Origin of the sequence: Streptomyces sp. NBC_00510, from assembly GCA_036013505.1 — a bacterium.
In the GTDB taxonomy this organism is placed as follows: Bacteria; Actinomycetota; Actinomycetes; order Streptomycetales; family Streptomycetaceae; genus Actinacidiphila.
In genome coordinates, this window is the sequence record CP107851.1 from 6094427 (window position 1) to 6110224 (window position 15798).

Annotated in this window: 15 protein-coding genes; 4 read left to right on the forward strand and 11 right to left on the reverse strand. The window is 71.8% G+C overall.

The window, feature by feature from the left end; genetic code table 11:
- Positions 1–236 precede the first annotated feature (236 nt).
- From OG937_27535 to OG937_27565, 7 genes are all read right to left on the reverse strand, one after another.
- The gene (locus OG937_27535) at positions 237–2207 is read right to left on the reverse strand and encodes a hypothetical protein (GenBank protein ID WUD75176.1); all 1971 of its coding nucleotides are present in this window, start codon (positions 2205–2207) and stop codon (positions 237–239) included.
- A 5-nt stretch (positions 2208–2212) separates the two neighbouring features.
- Positions 2213–3034, reverse strand: coding sequence for an SUKH-4 family immunity protein (locus tag OG937_27540; protein WUD75177.1), 822 nt, complete (start codon positions 3032–3034; stop codon positions 2213–2215).
- Between the two features lie 38 nt (positions 3035–3072).
- On the reverse strand, positions 3073–3654 hold the full coding sequence (locus OG937_27545) for an SUKH-4 family immunity protein (protein WUD75178.1): 582 nt from the start codon (positions 3652–3654) through the stop codon (positions 3073–3075).
- A 54-nt stretch (positions 3655–3708) separates the two neighbouring features.
- Entirely contained in the window at positions 3709–5445 is a 1737-nt protein-coding gene (locus tag OG937_27550) for a hypothetical protein (protein ID WUD75179.1), read from the reverse strand.
- 99 nt (positions 5446–5544) lie between these two features.
- Entirely contained in the window at positions 5545–6564 is a 1020-nt protein-coding gene (locus OG937_27555; protein ID WUD75180.1) for a hypothetical protein, read from the reverse strand.
- Between the two features lie 4 nt (positions 6565–6568).
- Complete coding sequence (locus tag OG937_27560; protein ID WUD75181.1) at positions 6569–7135, reverse strand: hypothetical protein; 567 nt, start codon at positions 7133–7135, stop codon at positions 6569–6571.
- Between the two features lie 10 nt (positions 7136–7145).
- On the reverse strand, positions 7146–7766 hold the full coding sequence (locus tag OG937_27565; protein ID WUD75182.1) for a hypothetical protein: 621 nt from the start codon (positions 7764–7766) through the stop codon (positions 7146–7148).
- Between the two features lie 37 nt (positions 7767–7803).
- Here OG937_27565 and OG937_27570 point away from each other — a divergent pair, with 37 nt between their 5' ends.
- The 3 genes from OG937_27570 to OG937_27580 are packed head-to-tail and all read left to right on the forward strand — an operon-like array spanning position 7804 to position 9629.
- Entirely contained in the window at positions 7804–8565 is a 762-nt protein-coding gene (locus OG937_27570) for a GNAT family N-acetyltransferase (protein ID WUD75183.1), read from the forward strand.
- A 51-nt stretch (positions 8566–8616) separates the two neighbouring features.
- The gene (locus OG937_27575; protein WUD75184.1) at positions 8617–9432 is read left to right on the forward strand and encodes a helix-turn-helix transcriptional regulator; all 816 of its coding nucleotides are present in this window, start codon (positions 8617–8619) and stop codon (positions 9430–9432) included.
- Positions 9429–9629 carry a DUF397 domain-containing protein gene (locus OG937_27580; protein WUD75185.1) on the forward strand — a complete coding sequence of 67 codons (201 nt, stop codon included), beginning with the start codon at positions 9429–9431 and terminating at the stop codon, positions 9627–9629. Before OG937_27575 ends, OG937_27580 begins: the two co-directional genes overlap by 4 nt.
- 22 nt (positions 9630–9651) lie before the next feature.
- Here the strand turns inward: OG937_27580 and OG937_27585 are convergent, their stop codons facing one another.
- The 4 genes from OG937_27585 to OG937_27600 form a co-directional block, all read right to left on the reverse strand.
- Positions 9652–11124 (reverse strand): GH1 family beta-glucosidase, encoded by a 1473-nt coding sequence (locus OG937_27585; GenBank protein WUD75186.1) that lies wholly within the window; start codon positions 11122–11124, stop codon positions 9652–9654.
- 75 nt (positions 11125–11199) lie between these two features.
- Complete coding sequence (locus OG937_27590) at positions 11200–12117, reverse strand: carbohydrate ABC transporter permease (GenBank protein WUD75187.1); 918 nt, start codon at positions 12115–12117, stop codon at positions 11200–11202.
- Between the two features lie 5 nt (positions 12118–12122).
- Positions 12123–13133, reverse strand: coding sequence for a sugar ABC transporter permease (locus tag OG937_27595; protein ID WUD75188.1), 1011 nt, complete (start codon positions 13131–13133; stop codon positions 12123–12125).
- Positions 13134–13159: 26 nt separating this feature from the next.
- Entirely contained in the window at positions 13160–14506 is a 1347-nt protein-coding gene (locus tag OG937_27600; GenBank protein WUD75189.1) for an extracellular solute-binding protein, read from the reverse strand.
- A 158-nt stretch (positions 14507–14664) separates the two neighbouring features.
- On the opposite strand from OG937_27600, the gene OG937_27605 reads away from it, so the two are divergent.
- Positions 14665–15693, forward strand: a complete 1029-nt coding sequence (locus OG937_27605) for a LacI family transcriptional regulator (protein ID WUD75190.1) — start codon at positions 14665–14667, stop codon at positions 15691–15693.
- The last annotated feature ends 105 nt before the right edge of the window (positions 15694–15798 follow it).

The following is a 15798-nucleotide window of genomic DNA, read 5'->3' on the forward strand; positions in this document are numbered from 1 at the left end:
CGCCGCCCTCGTCACGTCGAGCAGATCGGTCTCCTGCTCCAACGGCATGATCGCGGTGAGGTTCCGGAACCTCGGACCGTTCGTCACGGCGGTGACCGGATCTCCGTCTCCCGATCGGCAGGAGAACAGGCGGAAACCACGGTTTCCGCCTCCCGCCGTGGGGCCCTCCGCATCCTGGACCGGTCCCAGGTGAGCCTCGATGTGGTCGAGGAATCCCGCGTACGGTTCGCCCACCGCTACGCCCACAGCCGGTCGAAGTGGAGCCGGAGGCCGTACGTCCCGCCGGGGCCGGTGACGGTGAGGGCGCCGTCGGGGGCGAGGGCGATGGCGTCCGCGCGGTGCAGCAGCGGAAGGGGGCGGACGCGGGCGTCGAGCAGGTTCCAGACGCTCGCGCGGCCGTCGGCCCAGGCGGCGACGGCGACCGGGCCGTGGGCGGGGGTGTCCGCGGCGGCCAGGGCGGTGATGACGCAGTCGCGCCGCTCCACGGGGTCCGGCATCGGTTCGCCCGAGGTCGCCCACAGGCGCAGGGTGCCGTCCAGCCCGCCGCTGAGGCAGAACGACAGGTCGTGCCGGGCCGAGTGGACGTGGGCGAGCGTGGAGACGGGGGCCTGGTGCAGGGGGCGGCTGAGGGGCTCGGGGTCGTACGCGGGGGAGCGCCACAGGTGGACGCGGCCCTCGGCGTCACCGACGGCCAGGAGACCGGAGGCGGGCACCGAGGCCAGGGCCGAGGGGCCGTCCTGGTTGTGGCGGTGGGCGGCCTCGCCGAAGGCGACCGTGCCGGGCGGGAAGACGTGCAGGACCTGGTCGCGGTCGAGGAGCAGCATGCCGTCGCCGAGAGCCGCCAGGGCCAGCGGCCGTACCTCGGCGGGGGAGGGCACCCTGCGCAGGTCCGCGCCCGTGGCGGGGTCGAGGGCGTGCAGCCGGCCGAGGGGATCGGCCGCGAGCAGCTCCCCCTCGACCGTGCCGGGGCCGAGGGCGGTGAAGGACTCGCCGGGGCGGAACCACTCGGCGGTCCAGGTGTGCCGTTCGGCGACGGGGCGCAGCAGCGCGGCCATCTGCGGCGCGTCGGCGAGCGCGGCGGCGTGCAGGACGGCGGCGCGCTCGGGGTCGCTCATGCCGGTGTTCGTCAGCACGGGCGCCGCGCGGCGCCACAGGCGGACCAGTACCGCGGGGGCCGCGGTTGCGGTGTCCGGGTCCGAGAGAGCCGCCGTCACGGCCGTCGCGGAGCCGTGGACGAGGAAGCCCGCGTCACGCAGCAGCCGGTCCGCCGTACCGGCGGCGACGGCGTGGCCGAGCACGTGCTCCCGGGCGTAGGAGCTGGTCAGGGCGCGGGACTTGAGGACGTCGACGATGCGTTGGTCCAGGCCCGCGACGACGGGCCCGCCGGGCGGCACCTCGTACCGGGCTCCCCCGGGCAGGCGCTCCACGGCGGCGGCGACGGCCTCCCGCGCCGCCGGGTCGCCCGTCAGGTGCGCGTGCAGCAACTCCCACACGTCCAGGGGGACCGGCCCGCGCAGCGCGGCCAGCGTGTGCAGCGCGGGACGAGCCGTCTCGGGCAGCCGCGCCCACCACACGGACGGTACGGCTCCCTCGGCAGGCGGCCCGGGGACCGTGGCGGCCAGGCGGGCCGTCGCCGGGTGAGGGAAGACCTGGTCCGCGGTGAAGGCGGCGCCGGCGGGGACCAGCCCGGCGTACCAGGCGGCGAACTCCGCGCGATCGGTCAGCGCGGGGTCGTCCAGGTCGACCACGAAGGCCCCGTCCGGAACGCTCCCTGTGTCCCCCGCTTCGAGCAGCACGCGCACGTGCGCGAAGCCCAGCAGGGGGTCCACGAGGGCCGCCCGGCAGCCCGGCCGGGCACCGTGCAGGTCGGCGAAGCCGAGGGTCAGCGGACGCGGGTCGGCCAGGATCCGCCCCAGCAGGTCCTCCGTGGACAACGGCCCGTACCCCAACTGCCGTCCCAGTTCCCAGGACACGGCGTCCGCGGTCAGGCCGTGGGCGGGGGCGAGCCCGTGCACCATTGTGCCGGGGTCCCGGTGCGCGCCGGCCGCGAACCACGCCAGCAGATGGCTCTTGCCGGCCCCGGGGGAACCGGTCACCGCCAGCGGTGCCTTGGTGCCCGACGTCGCCCACTCCAGGATCCGCCGCCCGGCGGGCCCCCGGCCGGCCCCGAGAGCGGGCCGGTCCGCCGTCCCCAGTTCCCCCGTCATCTTCCTCAGCCCTCCTGTGCCGCCGCCTCGCGCAATCCCCGGATGCCGGCGGCCCGGGACTCCGCCGTCTCCCCGTAGGGGAAGTTGTGCGTCAGCCCGGCCTCCGGGAAGAGGTCCGCGAGCATCATCGAGCAGTAGTGCCCCGGCATGAAGCACGACTCCAGTTCGGTGTGGATGCGCCTGACCTGCTCCGGTTCCACCCCGGCAGCCCGAAGGTTCGCCCACAGCCGCTCCTCGGGGTGCACGCAGATCCCGCCCGAGGAGGTCAGGATCTTCGCCTCCGCGTCGGTGTCGACGACCTCGAACGCAGCGAACCACTCCGCGCCCGCGGTGTCCCGGATGTCGTCCAGCACCTGCGGCCACCAGTCCTCGCGGTCCGCGAACGCCGTCGCGTCCAGTTCCCGCAGCCGCGTCTCCAGCGCCGCGAACGCCTGTGACGCCGCCTCGGGCCGGTCGGTCCCCGCGATCGCGGTGAGGGCCTCGTCCAGCGCCACCAGGCTCCGGGCGAACGCCTCCGCTGTGCCGCTCACATGCCGCTCGGGCTCGTCGTAGCCGACGAGGACCCCGCGCACGGCGCCGTCCGGGGCGAGGCAGATCTCGTACCCCCGGTCGGTGCCCAGGCGCAGGTACTCCCGCGCCCGCTCGGGCACCTCCGCTTCCAATGCGTCGGCGAAGGCGGCCAGGGTCTCCGGTTCCTCGGGCGACGTGGCGAAGTACGGTCCCACCTGCAGGGGCACCACCACCTCGGGCGCCCCCGCGAACCGCCGCACCCCGCCGTCGCCGAACCGGGCCACCACGCTTGCCGTCACCTCTGGGCGGCCGTCCATTGCCTGTCGTCTCCTTCTCCTGGTCCTCCGGCGCCGCCCTAGCCGGCCACGCCGTCGAAACCCTTCGAGGCGTCCTGGAGGAACAGGGACCACGGGCTGTTCTCGTGTCCGAACGCCATGGGCTCCAGCGGACGCAGTTCTGCGAGGAGCCGGTCGGCCGCCCCCCGCGGGTCCCAACGCGCCGCCCGCACGACGGCGTCCGGGAACTGCGGGTCGTAGGCCGGGCGTTCGCGTTCGGCGGCGCAGAGGAAGTACGCGAGCGAATGCAGGTCCTCGTGGAGGGGGAACACCTCCGGCTCCGCCTCGGGCAGTGCCCAGACCCGCCCGGACGCCCCGTCCAGGACCACGTGGTCGTAGTGCAGCTGGGCCAGGTACAGGAAGCCCGCGGCGCCCGGAGGGGCGTCGTCGCCCAGGTGCCAGTCGTGGATGGTCGTCATGTGCGTCGGGAAGTCCGGGTCCAGCACGAACACGCCGCTCTCCTGGAGGGGCAGGCCGATGTCCCGCAGGAACTCCCGCGAAGGCTCGTGGGTGATCAGGGACATCGCCGGGTCGTCCAGGGTGACCAGCTCACCGGGAGGGAAGACGGACTCCAGCAGGGCGCGTGTCACCGTCGGTGGCATGATCCCCTCTCCTGCACGTCATGGGTGTGGGCGGTCGTTCGCGGGCTGCCGATCCTACCGTCGGCCCGCCCGGAGGTCGTCGAGGTAGCCCTTCATGATCGCGTTGCCCCGCTCCTGGGAATCCGCATCGCCGTACTCCACGCTGTGGCTGACGTCGACGTGCGGCATGTACCCCTCCAGCCAGTAGGCGCAGGTGGGCGACTTGTCGTAACACGGCTCGCGCTCCGTGTACATGTGCGTGACGTTTCCGTCCATGCCCCTGTCCATGAACGGTGTCGCCAGGCGCTTCTCCGAGTGGTACGGGCGTTCGCTGTACGTGACGAGGACGAATTCGTGGTCGTTCGCCTCGTCGCGGTAGTGGGCGGCCGCGTAGTTGTTGCTGCTGAAGGTCTCGTCGTCGGTGCCCTGCTTCTCGTACGTCCCGTAGTGGCCCTTCGCGTGGCGGGCCCTGCGGGTGGCGTCCGCGAGGGGAGTGGACGACAGCGGAACCTCGGTGGACTCCTTCTTCTTGGCGGGCTTGCCGCCGGGCAGTTGGCCCACGGTCCGCTTGCCGGGCTTCGGGAGGCTCGTCCGGTCCGTGGGGTTGCCGTCGCGGTCCTGCAGGAGCCGTGTGATGCCGGACTTCTTGTCGTCGTCCGTGAGGTCGACGAGTTTGCCCTGGTCGTCCAGGCGCTTGATCTGCCCGTCGGACTCGAGGACGTAGACCGGCTTGCCCCTGCCCGTCTTCTGCAACTGCTGCAGCTCGGTCGCGATGCTGTCGTCGTTGTCGCGGTGGTTCTGGTGCATCTGCTTGAGGCCCTTGCGCATGTCGTTGCGCACATGGCCCACGGCCTTCTCGGCCGCCTCGCCGATGCCGTCCACGATCTTCGTGGCGATCGGCATGATGTGCCCGGCGATCTCGCCGCGGCCGCCGGTACGGTTCTTGGCGTCGCGGGCCCGGCCTATGTGCCCCTTCGACTTGCCGTGCAGGGAGCCGGTGATGCCGTCGAGCTGGGTGTCGATCCGGTCGAAGCTGTCCCCGTCGCTCTGGAAGTGAGTGCCCCCGCCGCCCCCGCCACCGGTGCCCCCGCCCCCGCCCCCGCCACCGCCCCCGCCGCCGCCTCCGGCGCTGGCGAGGGTGAAGCTGTCGGCCTGCTTCTTGGCGCCGTCGACGCCCTCGCCGAAGCCCTCCTTGCCGGCGTCGGCGGTCCGGCCGAGGTCGACGCCCTTCTGCAGGCCGAGGGCGTTGGAACCGACCTGGATGATCAGGTCGGCGGCCATCGACTCCAAGGCGGCGTAGATCGGGGCGGTGGCGATGGACATCAGCTGGTCGACGACCTGGTTGATGACCTCGCGGAAGATCTTCTTGACGATCATCCGGGTCGCCTGGGTCGCGGCGGCCCCGGCGAAGCTCGACAGCCCGAGCGTGAAGGGGGCGGAGGCGATGGTCGCGACGATCTCGGCTGCCAGGATGCCGAGTTGGACGATCGCCGCGACCTTCGCGACTTCGATCGCGATCGCCACCCCGTCGAGCGCCGTCGCCCCCATCCGCGCGGCCTCGGCGAGATTGGCCAGATGCGTGCCCTTGACCTTGCCCCAGTGCGCCTCGAAGGCGTCCATCGCGGCGCCCGCGTTCGCGCCCAGCAGCTCCTGCACGGCGGTGTGGGCGTCCATGGCGCCGCCGTCGATGTCGTCCGCGAAGTCCCGCAGGGACGTGGCCATCTCGCGGTAGTCGTCCTCGTCGACGTTCGGCCACGCGATGCCGATCAGGTCGAGCACGTACGCCAGTTCGTCGGGCAGTACGACACCCACCGCGGACACCCCCGTGTCTTTTCTTGACTGCAGCAGCAGAGATTTTGACGCTACGTGAGAGGCTCCAGTTCCTCAACTGGCTTGGAAATGACGGGCTGTCTATCGGACGCGCCACTTGAGCACGTCGTCGTCGCGCACGGTGATCCAGGTGCCGTCCCCCAGGGGAACCGGTTCGGGGCTCACGGCGAAGGGGTACACGATCTCGGCCAGCGGCTCCAGGGACGTCGCGTCGAGCAGGAGGTGCCGCGACTCCTCCGGCCAGATGTCGTACGCGACCGCCGCGAGCACCCGGTGCCGGTCGAGGAATCCCGGGCTGCCGGCGAAGCACAGCTCCGGATCCTCCAGCGCGGTCGCGGCCGCCACGTCCGCCCCGGCCCGGCAGAGACCGGACGCGGTCGCCTCGTACCGGGTGAGGATCTCGCCTCCCCGGGTCAGCTTGAGGAAACCCACGCCGTCCAGGCTGTTGCCGGTGAACGGTTCGTCGGCCGGGCCCGCGGGCAGTGCGCGGATGCCGTCGCCCGCGTACGAGACCAGGAGGGAGTGCGCGTCGTCCTGCCCCTGCCCCGCCGAGAGGAAGACGACGTCCGAAGGCACGAGGGCCTGCTGGAAACCGTAGGCCGCGGAGCAGGTCGGCAGCACCCTCTCGCCGAGCGGCTCGCCGGAGGCGCCGTCCAGCGCGATGCACAGATCGCCCTCGTACCCGTCCTCCATGAGCCGGCCCGTGACCGTGACCAGGACGACCGCACCGGTCGGCGTCACGACGCAGGCCCCACGACCCAGGCCGTCGACCGGCCAGGCGGCGTGGCGGAAGGTCCAGCGCACCGAGCCGTCCGCGGCGAGCGAGGTGACCCGGTCGCTCCCCGCCACGACCAGCCCGTCCGGCGCCGGTGTCGCGTATCCGCGTTCCCCCGGACAGGGCTCGGGGAAAGCCGCGGCCTCGGAGAAGACCCGTGAGGGGTCGTCGGACAGCCGCCTGACGGTGATCTCACCGCGGTCGTGCCCGACGAGCCACGTGCCGCCCTGCCGCACCTGGCACCCGTCCCGCCTCCCGAGGGCGTCCCCGACCCCCGGGCACGCCTCCTGTGCCACCTGTTCCGCGAGCACCCTGCCGCCGCGCACCCCGCTACGCCTCCCCGCCGTCCGACCGGGGGCGGACCTCGATGCCCGCCCGCCGCCAGGGGCCGTAGGAGAAGGGGTCGTCGCCGTCGAGCAGCACGACCCACGCCTCGCCGCGCGACCACACCACGGACCGGGACGCGAACTCGGACACCTCGGTGTCCGGCCCGGGCGGCTCAGGTGCGCCGAGCCGGGCGCTCAGCCGCCGCGCCATCCGGTCCCACGCGGCCTCGTACGCGTCGACACCGCCGTCCGCGTCCCACCCCTCGGGGATCTCGCCCTCCGTGACGTACGCGAACGGCAGCACGATCGAGCAGTCCGTACGGCACTCCGGGTGGTCGCACACCGCGTCGGTGTCGTCCCCGCAGCCCGGGTACTCGCCGAGCTCCAGCCAGTGCCCACCGATCGGCCAGGCGTCGAGCCAGCCGATGACGGGCTCCCCGCCCGCACCCACGTGGTGCCATCCGTTGCGCACGAACGCGTCCTCGAAGGCCCGGTAGCTCCAGGGCAGGTCCGCCAGTTCGATGATCCGGTCCAGCAGATCGTCGTCGACGTCCCGGAGTTGCACGGCCATGACGGCGAACCTAACGCTTCGGCCGGACGGCGACGCCCGCGCGGCGGTAGGCGCCGTACGACATGGCGTCGTTCCCGTCGAGGAGGATCACGTACGCGTCGCCCCGCGACCAGCGGACGTGCCGAATGGCGTCGATGTCCTCGTAGGGCCAGGGTCCCGCGGGCTCCGGCTCGCCGAGCCGGTCGCGCAGCAGCGCGGCCACCCGCCGGTACTCGGCGTCGTGGTCCTCCGCCGTCGCCTCGTGCCGCACGTCGGGGCGGCTGTGCCAGGGCCCGAACTCGTTGTCCCACTCGGCCGGGTCTTCGGGGTCGGCGAAGTACGCGAAGGGGTGCAGGACGTAGCTCCCCGCACCGCATCCGGCGTGGGCGCACACGGCGTCGGGGGAACCGTCGTCCATGCAGCCGGGCCGTTCGCCCAGCTCCAGCCACCAGTCGTCGACGCCCTCCTCAGGCCCGGGGAGGAACTGGACCTCCCACCAGCCGATGTCCGGCCCCTCCTCCTCGTCCTCCGGGACCTCCCAACCGTTGGCCACGAACGCGTCCTCGACCGCCCGGCGGCTCCACGGCAGGCCCGCCAGAGCGATCATCCGGTCCACGAAAGCCTCGTCGGCGTCGAAGAGTTGTATCGCCATGGCACGCGACCCTAGCGGTCCGGCCTAGGCTGCCCCCATGTCAGGACCGCAAATGCCGCAGATCCGCGCCTTCGTCGCCGCCTTCGCCCGCCGTCAGGCCGCGCGCACCGTCGACCTCCCCGGTGGCTACGCCGTCCTCGACGACGCCTACGCGCACTCGCACGGCAACAACCACGTGGTCGTGGACGGCGCCGTGGATCCCGAGGCGCTGCCCGCCCTCGCCGACGAGACGCTGGGCCACCTGAAGCACCGCGCGATCACCGTCCTGGACGACGCCACGGGCACCGCCTGCGCCGCGCCCCTGATCCGCGCCGGCTACCACCACTCCGCCGAGCTCGTCATGCTGCACACCGGCCCGGTACCGGACGGCGGCCCCGCGGCGGAAGTGGACCTCGACGCCTTCCGCACCCCCCTCGCCCGGCGCTGGCGCGGCTTCCTCCCGGAGGCCGACGACGAGGTCATCCGCCAGCTCGTCGACCGCCGCGAGGTCCGCCGGCGCGGTGCGGACGTCGTCCGTTTCATCGGCGCGCGGACGCCCGAGGGAGACGTCGCCTCCTGGGCGGACCTCTACATCGACCCCGCCTCAGGCACCGCCCAGATCGAGGACCTCATCACCTCCGAGGCCCACCTCGGCCGCGGCCACGCCGACGCCGTCCTGTCCACGGCGCTGCGCCAGGCCGTCGATGCCGGGTGCGCCACCCGCTTCCTCGTCGCCGACGCGGACGACTGGCCCCGGAACTGGTACGCGCGCCGCGGCTTCACCGCCATCGGCCGCTTCCACAGCTTCGGACGCGACTGACAGCGTCGTTCCGTAGTCTTGTGACCACGGAGAGTGCGGGGGTGGGTGCGTATGACCGGCGAGGTGACCCAGCCGCCGATGGCGTGGCGGTACTGCGGCAACCAGGTCAAGCTCTGGCGTGAGCAAGCGGGCGTCACGCGCGAGCAGTTGGCGCGCGAGGCGGCGTACGGCTACGAGACCGTGAAGTCCATGGAGCAGGGCCGCCGCCGACCCAGTTCCCGCTTCCTGCAGATCGCGGATCATCTGTGCGGGGCCCAGGGGAAGCTGGCCGCAGCGGAGGCGTACCTCAAGCCGGAGAGGTTTCCGGCGAGGTCCCAGGACTTCTTCCGCTACGAGGCGGAGGCGGTGAGCCTCTGGTCGTACGAACCACTGCTGATCCCCGGGCTGCTCCAGATCGAGGCCACCGTGCGCGCGCTGCTCGGAGCGCACCGGCCTCCGCTTGACGACGCGACCCTGGAAGAACGGGTCCGGGCACGGCTGGAACGCCAGTCACTGCTGCGGCGCAGTCCACCCGCCGAGTTCAGCTTCGTGGTGTACGAGGCGGCCTTGCGCTGTCCCGTGGGCGGCACGGACACGGCGAAGCGGCAGCTTCTGCACCTGCTGGAGGTGGCCGAGCTGCGCAACGTCTCCTTGCAGGTGCTGCCCTTCGTCGCCGGTGCTCACCCCGGACTCAACGGGCCCCTCGTGCTGCTGGAGACCCGGGAGCACGAACGCCTCGCCCTCACGGAGGGGCAGTCCCTCAGCCTGCTGACAGCGGACCCCGAACAGGTGGGTGCGCTGACGCAACGGCATGGCATGATCCGGACGGAGGCCCTCGGCGCCGACGAATCGGCGCGGTTCATCAAGCGGATGGCGGGTGAGGCATGAGCGGCGAACTGTCCTGGCGCAAGTCGACGTACAGCGACACCGAAGGCAGCAACTGCGTCGAGGTCGCCACCACCCCCCACCGCGTGCACGTCCGGGACAGCAAGGACCCGGACGGCCCCTTCCTCTCCTTCACCCCCGCCGCGTGGACGGAGTTCCTCCGCGGCGTGGGACGGGACGCGGCACCCCCCTCCGAGTAGTGCGCCGCGTCCCGCCGGTCCGTCACGACGCGGTGTCCGCCTCCGCCGCGTCGGGGAGCGCGCCCGCGCGGGCGACGCCCGCGTACCAGTGGGCGCTGGACTTCGGGATGCGCTCCTGCGTCTCGTAGTCGACGTAGACCGCGCCGAAGCGCTTGCTGTACCCGTACGCCCACTCGAAGTTGTCCATCAGGGACCACAGGAAGTAGCCCCGCACGTCGGCGCCGCTGCGCATGGCGCGGTGGACGGCCTCCAGGTGGACGCGCAGGTACTCCACGCGCTCGGGGTCGTGCACGGCGCCGTCGGGGCCCACGGAGTCCTCGTAGGCCGCGCCGTTCTCGGTGATGAGCAGCGGCAGGTCGGGGAACTCGCGGTTCATCCGCATCAGCAGGTCGTACAGGCCCGTGGGGTCGACGGACCAGCCCATCGCGGTCCGCTCGCCCGGGGGCTGGTGGAAGGCGACGTCGTCCGCGCCCGGCCAGGGGGAGAACGCGCTGGAGCCGTGGCCGTCGCTGCGCGGCCCGTCGACGGAAGCGCCGTCCGACACCAGGGTGGGCGTGTAGTAGTTGATGCCGAGCACGTCCAGCGGGTGGCGCTTGATCGCGGCGAGGTCGCCGTCCTGGACGAAGGACCAGTCGGTCAGGCCGCGGGTGTCCTCGAGCAGGTCCTTCGGGTAGGCGCCCTTGAGCAGGGGGCCGGTGAAGACCCGGTTGCCGACGGCGTCGATGCGGCGTGCGGCGTCCACGTCGGCGGGGGAGCCGGTGAGCGCGCGGACCTGGTGCAGGTTGAGCGTGATGCCGAGCTGGGCGCGGGCCGGGAGGACCGAGCGCAGCGCCTCGGCGGCGCGGCCGTGGCCGAGGTTGAGGTGGTGGGCGGCGCGCAGGGCGGCGACCGGGTCGGTGCGGCCCGGGGCGTGGACGCCGGAGCCGTAGCCGAGGAAGGCGCTGCACCAGGGCTCGTTGAGGGTGGTCCACAGCTGGACGCGGTCGCCGAGGGCCTCGGCGACGATCCGCGCGTACTCGCCGAAGCGCTCCGCGGTGTCGCGGGCGGGCCAGCCGCCGGCGTCCTCGAGCTCCTGCGGCAGGTCCCAGTGGTAGAGGGTGACGGCCGGCTGGATGCCGTGCTCCAGCAGCTCGTCGGTGAGCGCGCGGTAGAAGTCGAGGCCGCGCTCCACCGCCGGCCCACGGCCGGTGGGCTGGACGCGGGACCAGGAGACGGAGAACCGGTAGGCGCTCAGGCCGAGGTCGGCCATGAGCCGTACGTCGTCACGGAAACGGTGGTAGTGGTCGGCGGCCACGTCGCCGCTGTGGCCCTCGAAGACCTTGCCGGGGGTGTGGCTGAAGGTGTCCCAGATCGACGGGGTGCGCCCGTCCTCGGCAGCGGCGCCCTCGATCTGGTACGCGGCGGTGGCCGCGCCCCACAGGAAGCCGGGCGGGAACTGGTGGCCGCTTGCCGCGGCGGTGCCGCTCGCTGCGGGACGGATGTCGGACGCTGTCATACGGGAGCGCTCCCATCGGAACGAGTGAACAAGAGGAAGTAAGGGGGAAGGGGCGCGGCCGTGGCCGGGGAGGGCTCAGCCCTTGACCGCGCCCTGCATGATGCCGCCGACGATCTGCTTGCCGAAGATCACGAAGACCAGCAGCAGCGGGAGCGTGCCGAGCAGCGCGCCGGCCATGATGACGGACTCGTCGGGGATGTAGCCGCGGCCGAGGCTGGTGAGCGCGACCTGCACGGTCGGGTTCTCCTGGGTCAGCGCGATGATCGGCCAGAAGAAGTCGTTCCAGGCCGCGACGAAGGTCAGCATGCCCAGGACCGCCATCGCGGGCCGGGCGGCCGGGAAGACCACGTGCCAGACGATCCGCAGGCTGCTGGCGCCGTCGACGCGGGCGGCCTCGATGATCTCGGTGGGCAGCGCCTGGGAGAGGTACTGCCGCATGAAGAAGACACCGAAGGCGCTGACGAAGGTAGGCAGGATCACCGCCTGGAGGTGGTTCGTCCAGTCCAGGTCCGCGATCCACAGGAACAGCGGCACCACGCTCAGCTGCGGCGGCACCATCATGGTGCCGATGGTCAGCATGAGCAGGAAGTTCTTCATCTTGAACTGCAGCTTGGCGAAGGCGAAGCCGGCGATCGTCGAGAACAGCACCGTGCCGATGGTGATGCTGCCGGCGACGATGGCCGTGTTCAGCAGCGCCGTGCTGAGGTTGGCCTCGGTCCACGCGGTCTGCAGGTTGCCGAAGAGGTTCGAGCCGAACCAGAACGGCGGCGGGGTCTGCGCCAGCCGCGAGTTCGTCCGGGAGGCGGCGATCGCGGTCCACACCAGGGGGAAGAGCGATATCGCCGTGAAGACGATCAGCACGATGTAGGTGAACGGGCCTGCGTGCAGCTGCCGTCCGGCCTTGGGCGCCCCGGGGGTGCGGCGCTTCGCCTTGCGGGGCGCGTCCGCTGCGCCGGCCGCCTGATCCGCCGGGTTGGTCGAGATGGTGGCCATCGTCGTCACCCCTCGTGGTTCTTGCGCAGCCAGCGGGCGACCAGCCCGTTGACGGCGGCGATCAGCAGCAGGATCAGGAACATCGCCCAGGCGATGGCCGAGGCCCGCCCGAGGTGGTAGTTCGTCCAGCCCTGCTCGTACAGGTACAGGCCCAGCGTCTGGAACTGGTGGGAGGAGCCGCCCTTCTCGCCGCCGGGGCCGCCGAAGAGGAACGGCTCGCCGAACAGCTGGGTGGCACCGATCGTCGAGACCACGATCGTGAAGAGGATCGTCGGCCGCAGCATCGGGATGGTCACGTGGCGGAACTGCTGCCAGCGCGAGGCGCCGTCCAGGGCGGCGGACTCGTACAGATCGTGCGGCACGGCCTGCATGGCGGCCAGGTAGATCAAGGTGTTGTAACCGGTCCAGCGCCAGATCACGATCGACGAGACGGCGATCTGGGAGGACCAGGTGCCCGCCCGCCAGTCGATGTGGTTGCTGAACCCGAGGTGCTCCAGCGCCCAGTTGATCATGCCGTAGTCGGTGCCGAACATCAGCGTGAAGACCAGCGTCGCGGCGGCCACCGACGTGGCGTACGGGGTGAGCATCGCGACCCGGAAGAAGGTCGAGCCGCGCAGCTTGTAGTTGAGCAGGTGGGCCAGGCCCAGCGCGATGAGCAGCTGCGGGACGGTCGAGATCACACCGATGGTGAACGTGTTCTTCAGGGCGTTCCAGAAGAACTCGTCCTCCAGCAGACGGGTGTAGTTGTGGAAGCCGACGAACTCGCGCGCGTCGAGGTTGGTGAGCTCCACCCGGTAGAAGGAGGACCAGCCCGTGTAGATCAGCGGGAAGAGGCCGAAGGCGGCGAAGAACAGGAAGAAGGGCGAGACGAAGGCGTACGGCATCGCCTTGACGTCCCACCGGTAGCGGCGGCTGCGCCAGCGGCCGCGTCGCTCGTCACGTGCGTCGCGCGGACGGCCGGAGCCGCCGCGCGGGGCCGCGCCCCCCTCGGAGGGGGGCGCGGTCACTGCGGTCATGTCGGAGATCTCCGAAGCCATGCGGGTCACTGGTCCAGTGCGTTGTCGATTTCCTTCTCGGCAGCCGCCCAGCCCTGAGCAGGGGTCTTGCCCTGCTGCTCGACCTGCAGGATGCCGACGTCGGTGATGGCCGTGTAGATCTGCTGGTCCTTCGGACCGATCACCAGGGTCGGGATGCTCTTGGCCGCGTCGGCGAAGATCTGGCCGATCGGCGCGTTGTTGAAGTACTCGTGCTTGGCGTCCTTGACCTCGGGCAGGTCATAGGCGCCCGGGGCGCTCGGGAAGCTCGCCTGCTTGGCGAAGACCTTGGCCTGCTGCGCCGGGGCGGTCAGCCACGCGGCCAGCTTCACGGCCTCTTCCTTGTTCTTGCCGGCCGAGGGCACGCCCACGAAGGAGCCGCCCCAGTTGGCGGGCTTCGGCGCGGCGGCGACGTCCCACTTGCCCTTGCCCGCGTCGCCGGCCTTCTCCTGGATGTAGCCGAGCATCCACGACGGGCAGGGGAGCGAGGCGAAGCGGCCGTTGGCGAAGCCCTGGTCCCAGGCCTTGTCGAACAGCTTCAGCTTGGCCGTCATCTTGCCGGTGGTGGCCTCCATGGCCAGGTCCCAGGCCTCCTTCACGGAGGGGCTGGTCTTGTAGATGACCTTGCCGCTGCTGTCGTAGTAGCGCTCGGAGGCGGAGTTGCTGATCGCCTGGTAGAGACCGGCGGACGAGTCCAGGAACGTGGTGCCCTTGGGCGCGTTCTCGGTGTAGGTCTTGCCCGCGTCCAGGTACTTGCTCCAGTCACCGGCCCACAGCTTGCCGACCTCGGCGCGGTCGGTGGGCAGCCCCGCCTTCTTGAACAGGTCGGTGCGGTAGCAGATGGCCATCGGGCCGATGTCGGTGCCGAGGCCGATGGTCTTGCCGTCGGAGGTGCTGGCCTGGGCCCACTTCCAGTCGAGGTAGTTCGACTTCTCGACGCCCTCGGCCTTGGAGAGGTCCTCGAACTTCGCCGCCTGGGTGGTGACGATCTCGTTGATGTTGCCGACCTCGATGGCCTGGATGTCGCTCAGGCCGCTGCCGGCGGCGAGGTGGGTGAGGAGCTGCGGGTAGTAGGCGTCGTTCCGCTCGATCACGTTCTCCTTGATCGTGATGTTCGGATGCGCCTTCTCGTACTCCTCGTACAGACCGGCCTGCTTGTAGCCGAAGACACCGAAGGTGCCGACCGTGAGGGTGATCTTGCCCTTGCCGTCACCCTCCGAGCCACCGGCCTTGGCGGGCTCGTCGCTGTCCTTGGAGCAGCCGGCGAGCAGGCTCACTCCGAGCGCGGCCACCGCGGTTATCGCTACGGCAGCGGTACGGCCTCGTGGCCGGGACGACTTCCTTGTCGTGCGCATTCGGGTCCTCCGGGATACGTGCGGGAAGTGTACGTGTTCGCTAGTGTGGGAGCGCTCCCACATGTGATGTGTTGAAGAGTCTCCGTTCCCCGATGAGGTGTCAAGGGAGCAGACGCTCTAAGTTGGCGCAGTTACCACCTCGTGATTGGGAGGCCGCAATGGTGATCGGCGGACGGCGCAGCGGCAGGCCGACGCTCGAAGAGGTCGCCGCGCGGGCCGGAGTGGGCCGGGGCACCGTCTCCCGGGTGATCAACGGATCACCTCGGGTGAGCGACCATGCCAAGGCCGCGGTCGAGGCCGCCATCGCCGAGCTCGGCTACGTCCCCAACCGCGCGGCGCGCGCCCTGGCGGGCAACCGGACGGACGCGATCGCCCTGGTCATCCCGGAGGCCGAGACCAGGCTCTTCGCGGAGCCGTACTTCTCCGACATCATCCGGGGCGTGGGCGCCGAGCTCGCCGACACCGACATGCAGCTGCTGCTCACGCTGCTGCGGACGCCCAAGGAACGGCAGCGCTTCGCCCAGTACCTCACCGCCCACCGGGTCGACGGCGTCCTGCTGGCCTCGGTGCACGAGGACGACCCGCTGCCCGACCTGCTGGAGCAGCTGGAGATGCCGACGGTGCTCAGCGGCCGCCGCTCCGACCTGGAGTCGGTGTCGTACGTCGACTCCGACAACGTCGGCGGCGCCCGTTCGGCGGTCGCCCACCTGCTGGGGCTCGGGCGCAGGAGCGTCGCGACCATCACCGGCCCCCTGGACATGTACGTCGCCCGCTGCCGCCTCGACGGCTACCGCCAGGCGGTCGAGGCCGCCGGGCTGGTCCACGACAACGCGCTGGTCGCGGCCGGCGACTTCACCGAGGAGGGCGGCCGCGCCGCGATGCGGGCGCTGCTGGAGCGCCGCCCCGACGTCGACGCGGTCTTCGCGGCCTCGGACGTCATGGCCGGCGGCGCGCTGCAGGTGCTGCGCGAGCGGGGCCGGCGGGTGCCCGACGACGTGGCGCTGATCGGCTTCGACGACTCCGCCATCGCGCGCCACACCGACCCGCCCCTGACCAGCGTGCGGCAGCCGATCGAGGAGATGGGCCGCACCATGGCGCGGGTGCTGCTGGAGGAGATCGCGGCGAGCACCGCCACCCGCCGGCACGTCGTGCTGTCGACCGAACTGGTGCGCCGCGAGTCCGCGTGACCGCCACTCCGGAGCCGGGGCGGGCGCACGGACCCGGAACGGCCCGCCGTGGGGCCGGGGCGCCGGTCGGGCGCGTGGGCGCGCCCTCGCCGGTCCCGGCGGACC

What these genes read in the sequence shown, in the direction of transcription:
- OG937_27600 (WUD75189.1), bottom strand. Translation starts at nt 14,506, where the DNA reads ATGCGCACGACAAGGAAGTCGTCCCGGCCACGAGGCCGTACCGCTGCC.
- OG937_27575 (WUD75184.1), top strand. Translation starts at nt 8,617, where the DNA reads ATGACCGGCGAGGTGACCCAGCCGCCGATGGCGTGGCGGTACTGCGGC.
- OG937_27595 (WUD75188.1), bottom strand. Translation starts at nt 13,133, where the DNA reads ATGACCGCAGTGACCGCGCCCCCCTCCGAGGGGGGCGCGGCCCCGCGC.
- OG937_27570 (WUD75183.1), top strand. Translation starts at nt 7,804, where the DNA reads ATGTCAGGACCGCAAATGCCGCAGATCCGCGCCTTCGTCGCCGCCTTC.
- OG937_27605 (WUD75190.1), top strand. Translation starts at nt 14,665, where the DNA reads ATGGTGATCGGCGGACGGCGCAGCGGCAGGCCGACGCTCGAAGAGGTC.
- OG937_27545 (WUD75178.1), bottom strand. Translation starts at nt 3,654, where the DNA reads ATGCCACCGACGGTGACACGCGCCCTGCTGGAGTCCGTCTTCCCTCCC.
- OG937_27565 (WUD75182.1), bottom strand. Translation starts at nt 7,766, where the DNA reads ATGGCGATACAACTCTTCGACGCCGACGAGGCTTTCGTGGACCGGATG.
- OG937_27540 (WUD75177.1), bottom strand. Translation starts at nt 3,034, where the DNA reads ATGGACGGCCGCCCAGAGGTGACGGCAAGCGTGGTGGCCCGGTTCGGC.
- OG937_27560 (WUD75181.1), bottom strand. Translation starts at nt 7,135, where the DNA reads ATGGCCGTGCAACTCCGGGACGTCGACGACGATCTGCTGGACCGGATC.
- OG937_27585 (WUD75186.1), bottom strand. Translation starts at nt 11,124, where the DNA reads ATGACAGCGTCCGACATCCGTCCCGCAGCGAGCGGCACCGCCGCGGCA.
- OG937_27535 (WUD75176.1), bottom strand. Translation starts at nt 2,207, where the DNA reads ATGACGGGGGAACTGGGGACGGCGGACCGGCCCGCTCTCGGGGCCGGC.
- OG937_27590 (WUD75187.1), bottom strand. Translation starts at nt 12,117, where the DNA reads ATGGCCACCATCTCGACCAACCCGGCGGATCAGGCGGCCGGCGCAGCG.
- OG937_27580 (WUD75185.1), top strand. Translation starts at nt 9,429, where the DNA reads ATGAGCGGCGAACTGTCCTGGCGCAAGTCGACGTACAGCGACACCGAA.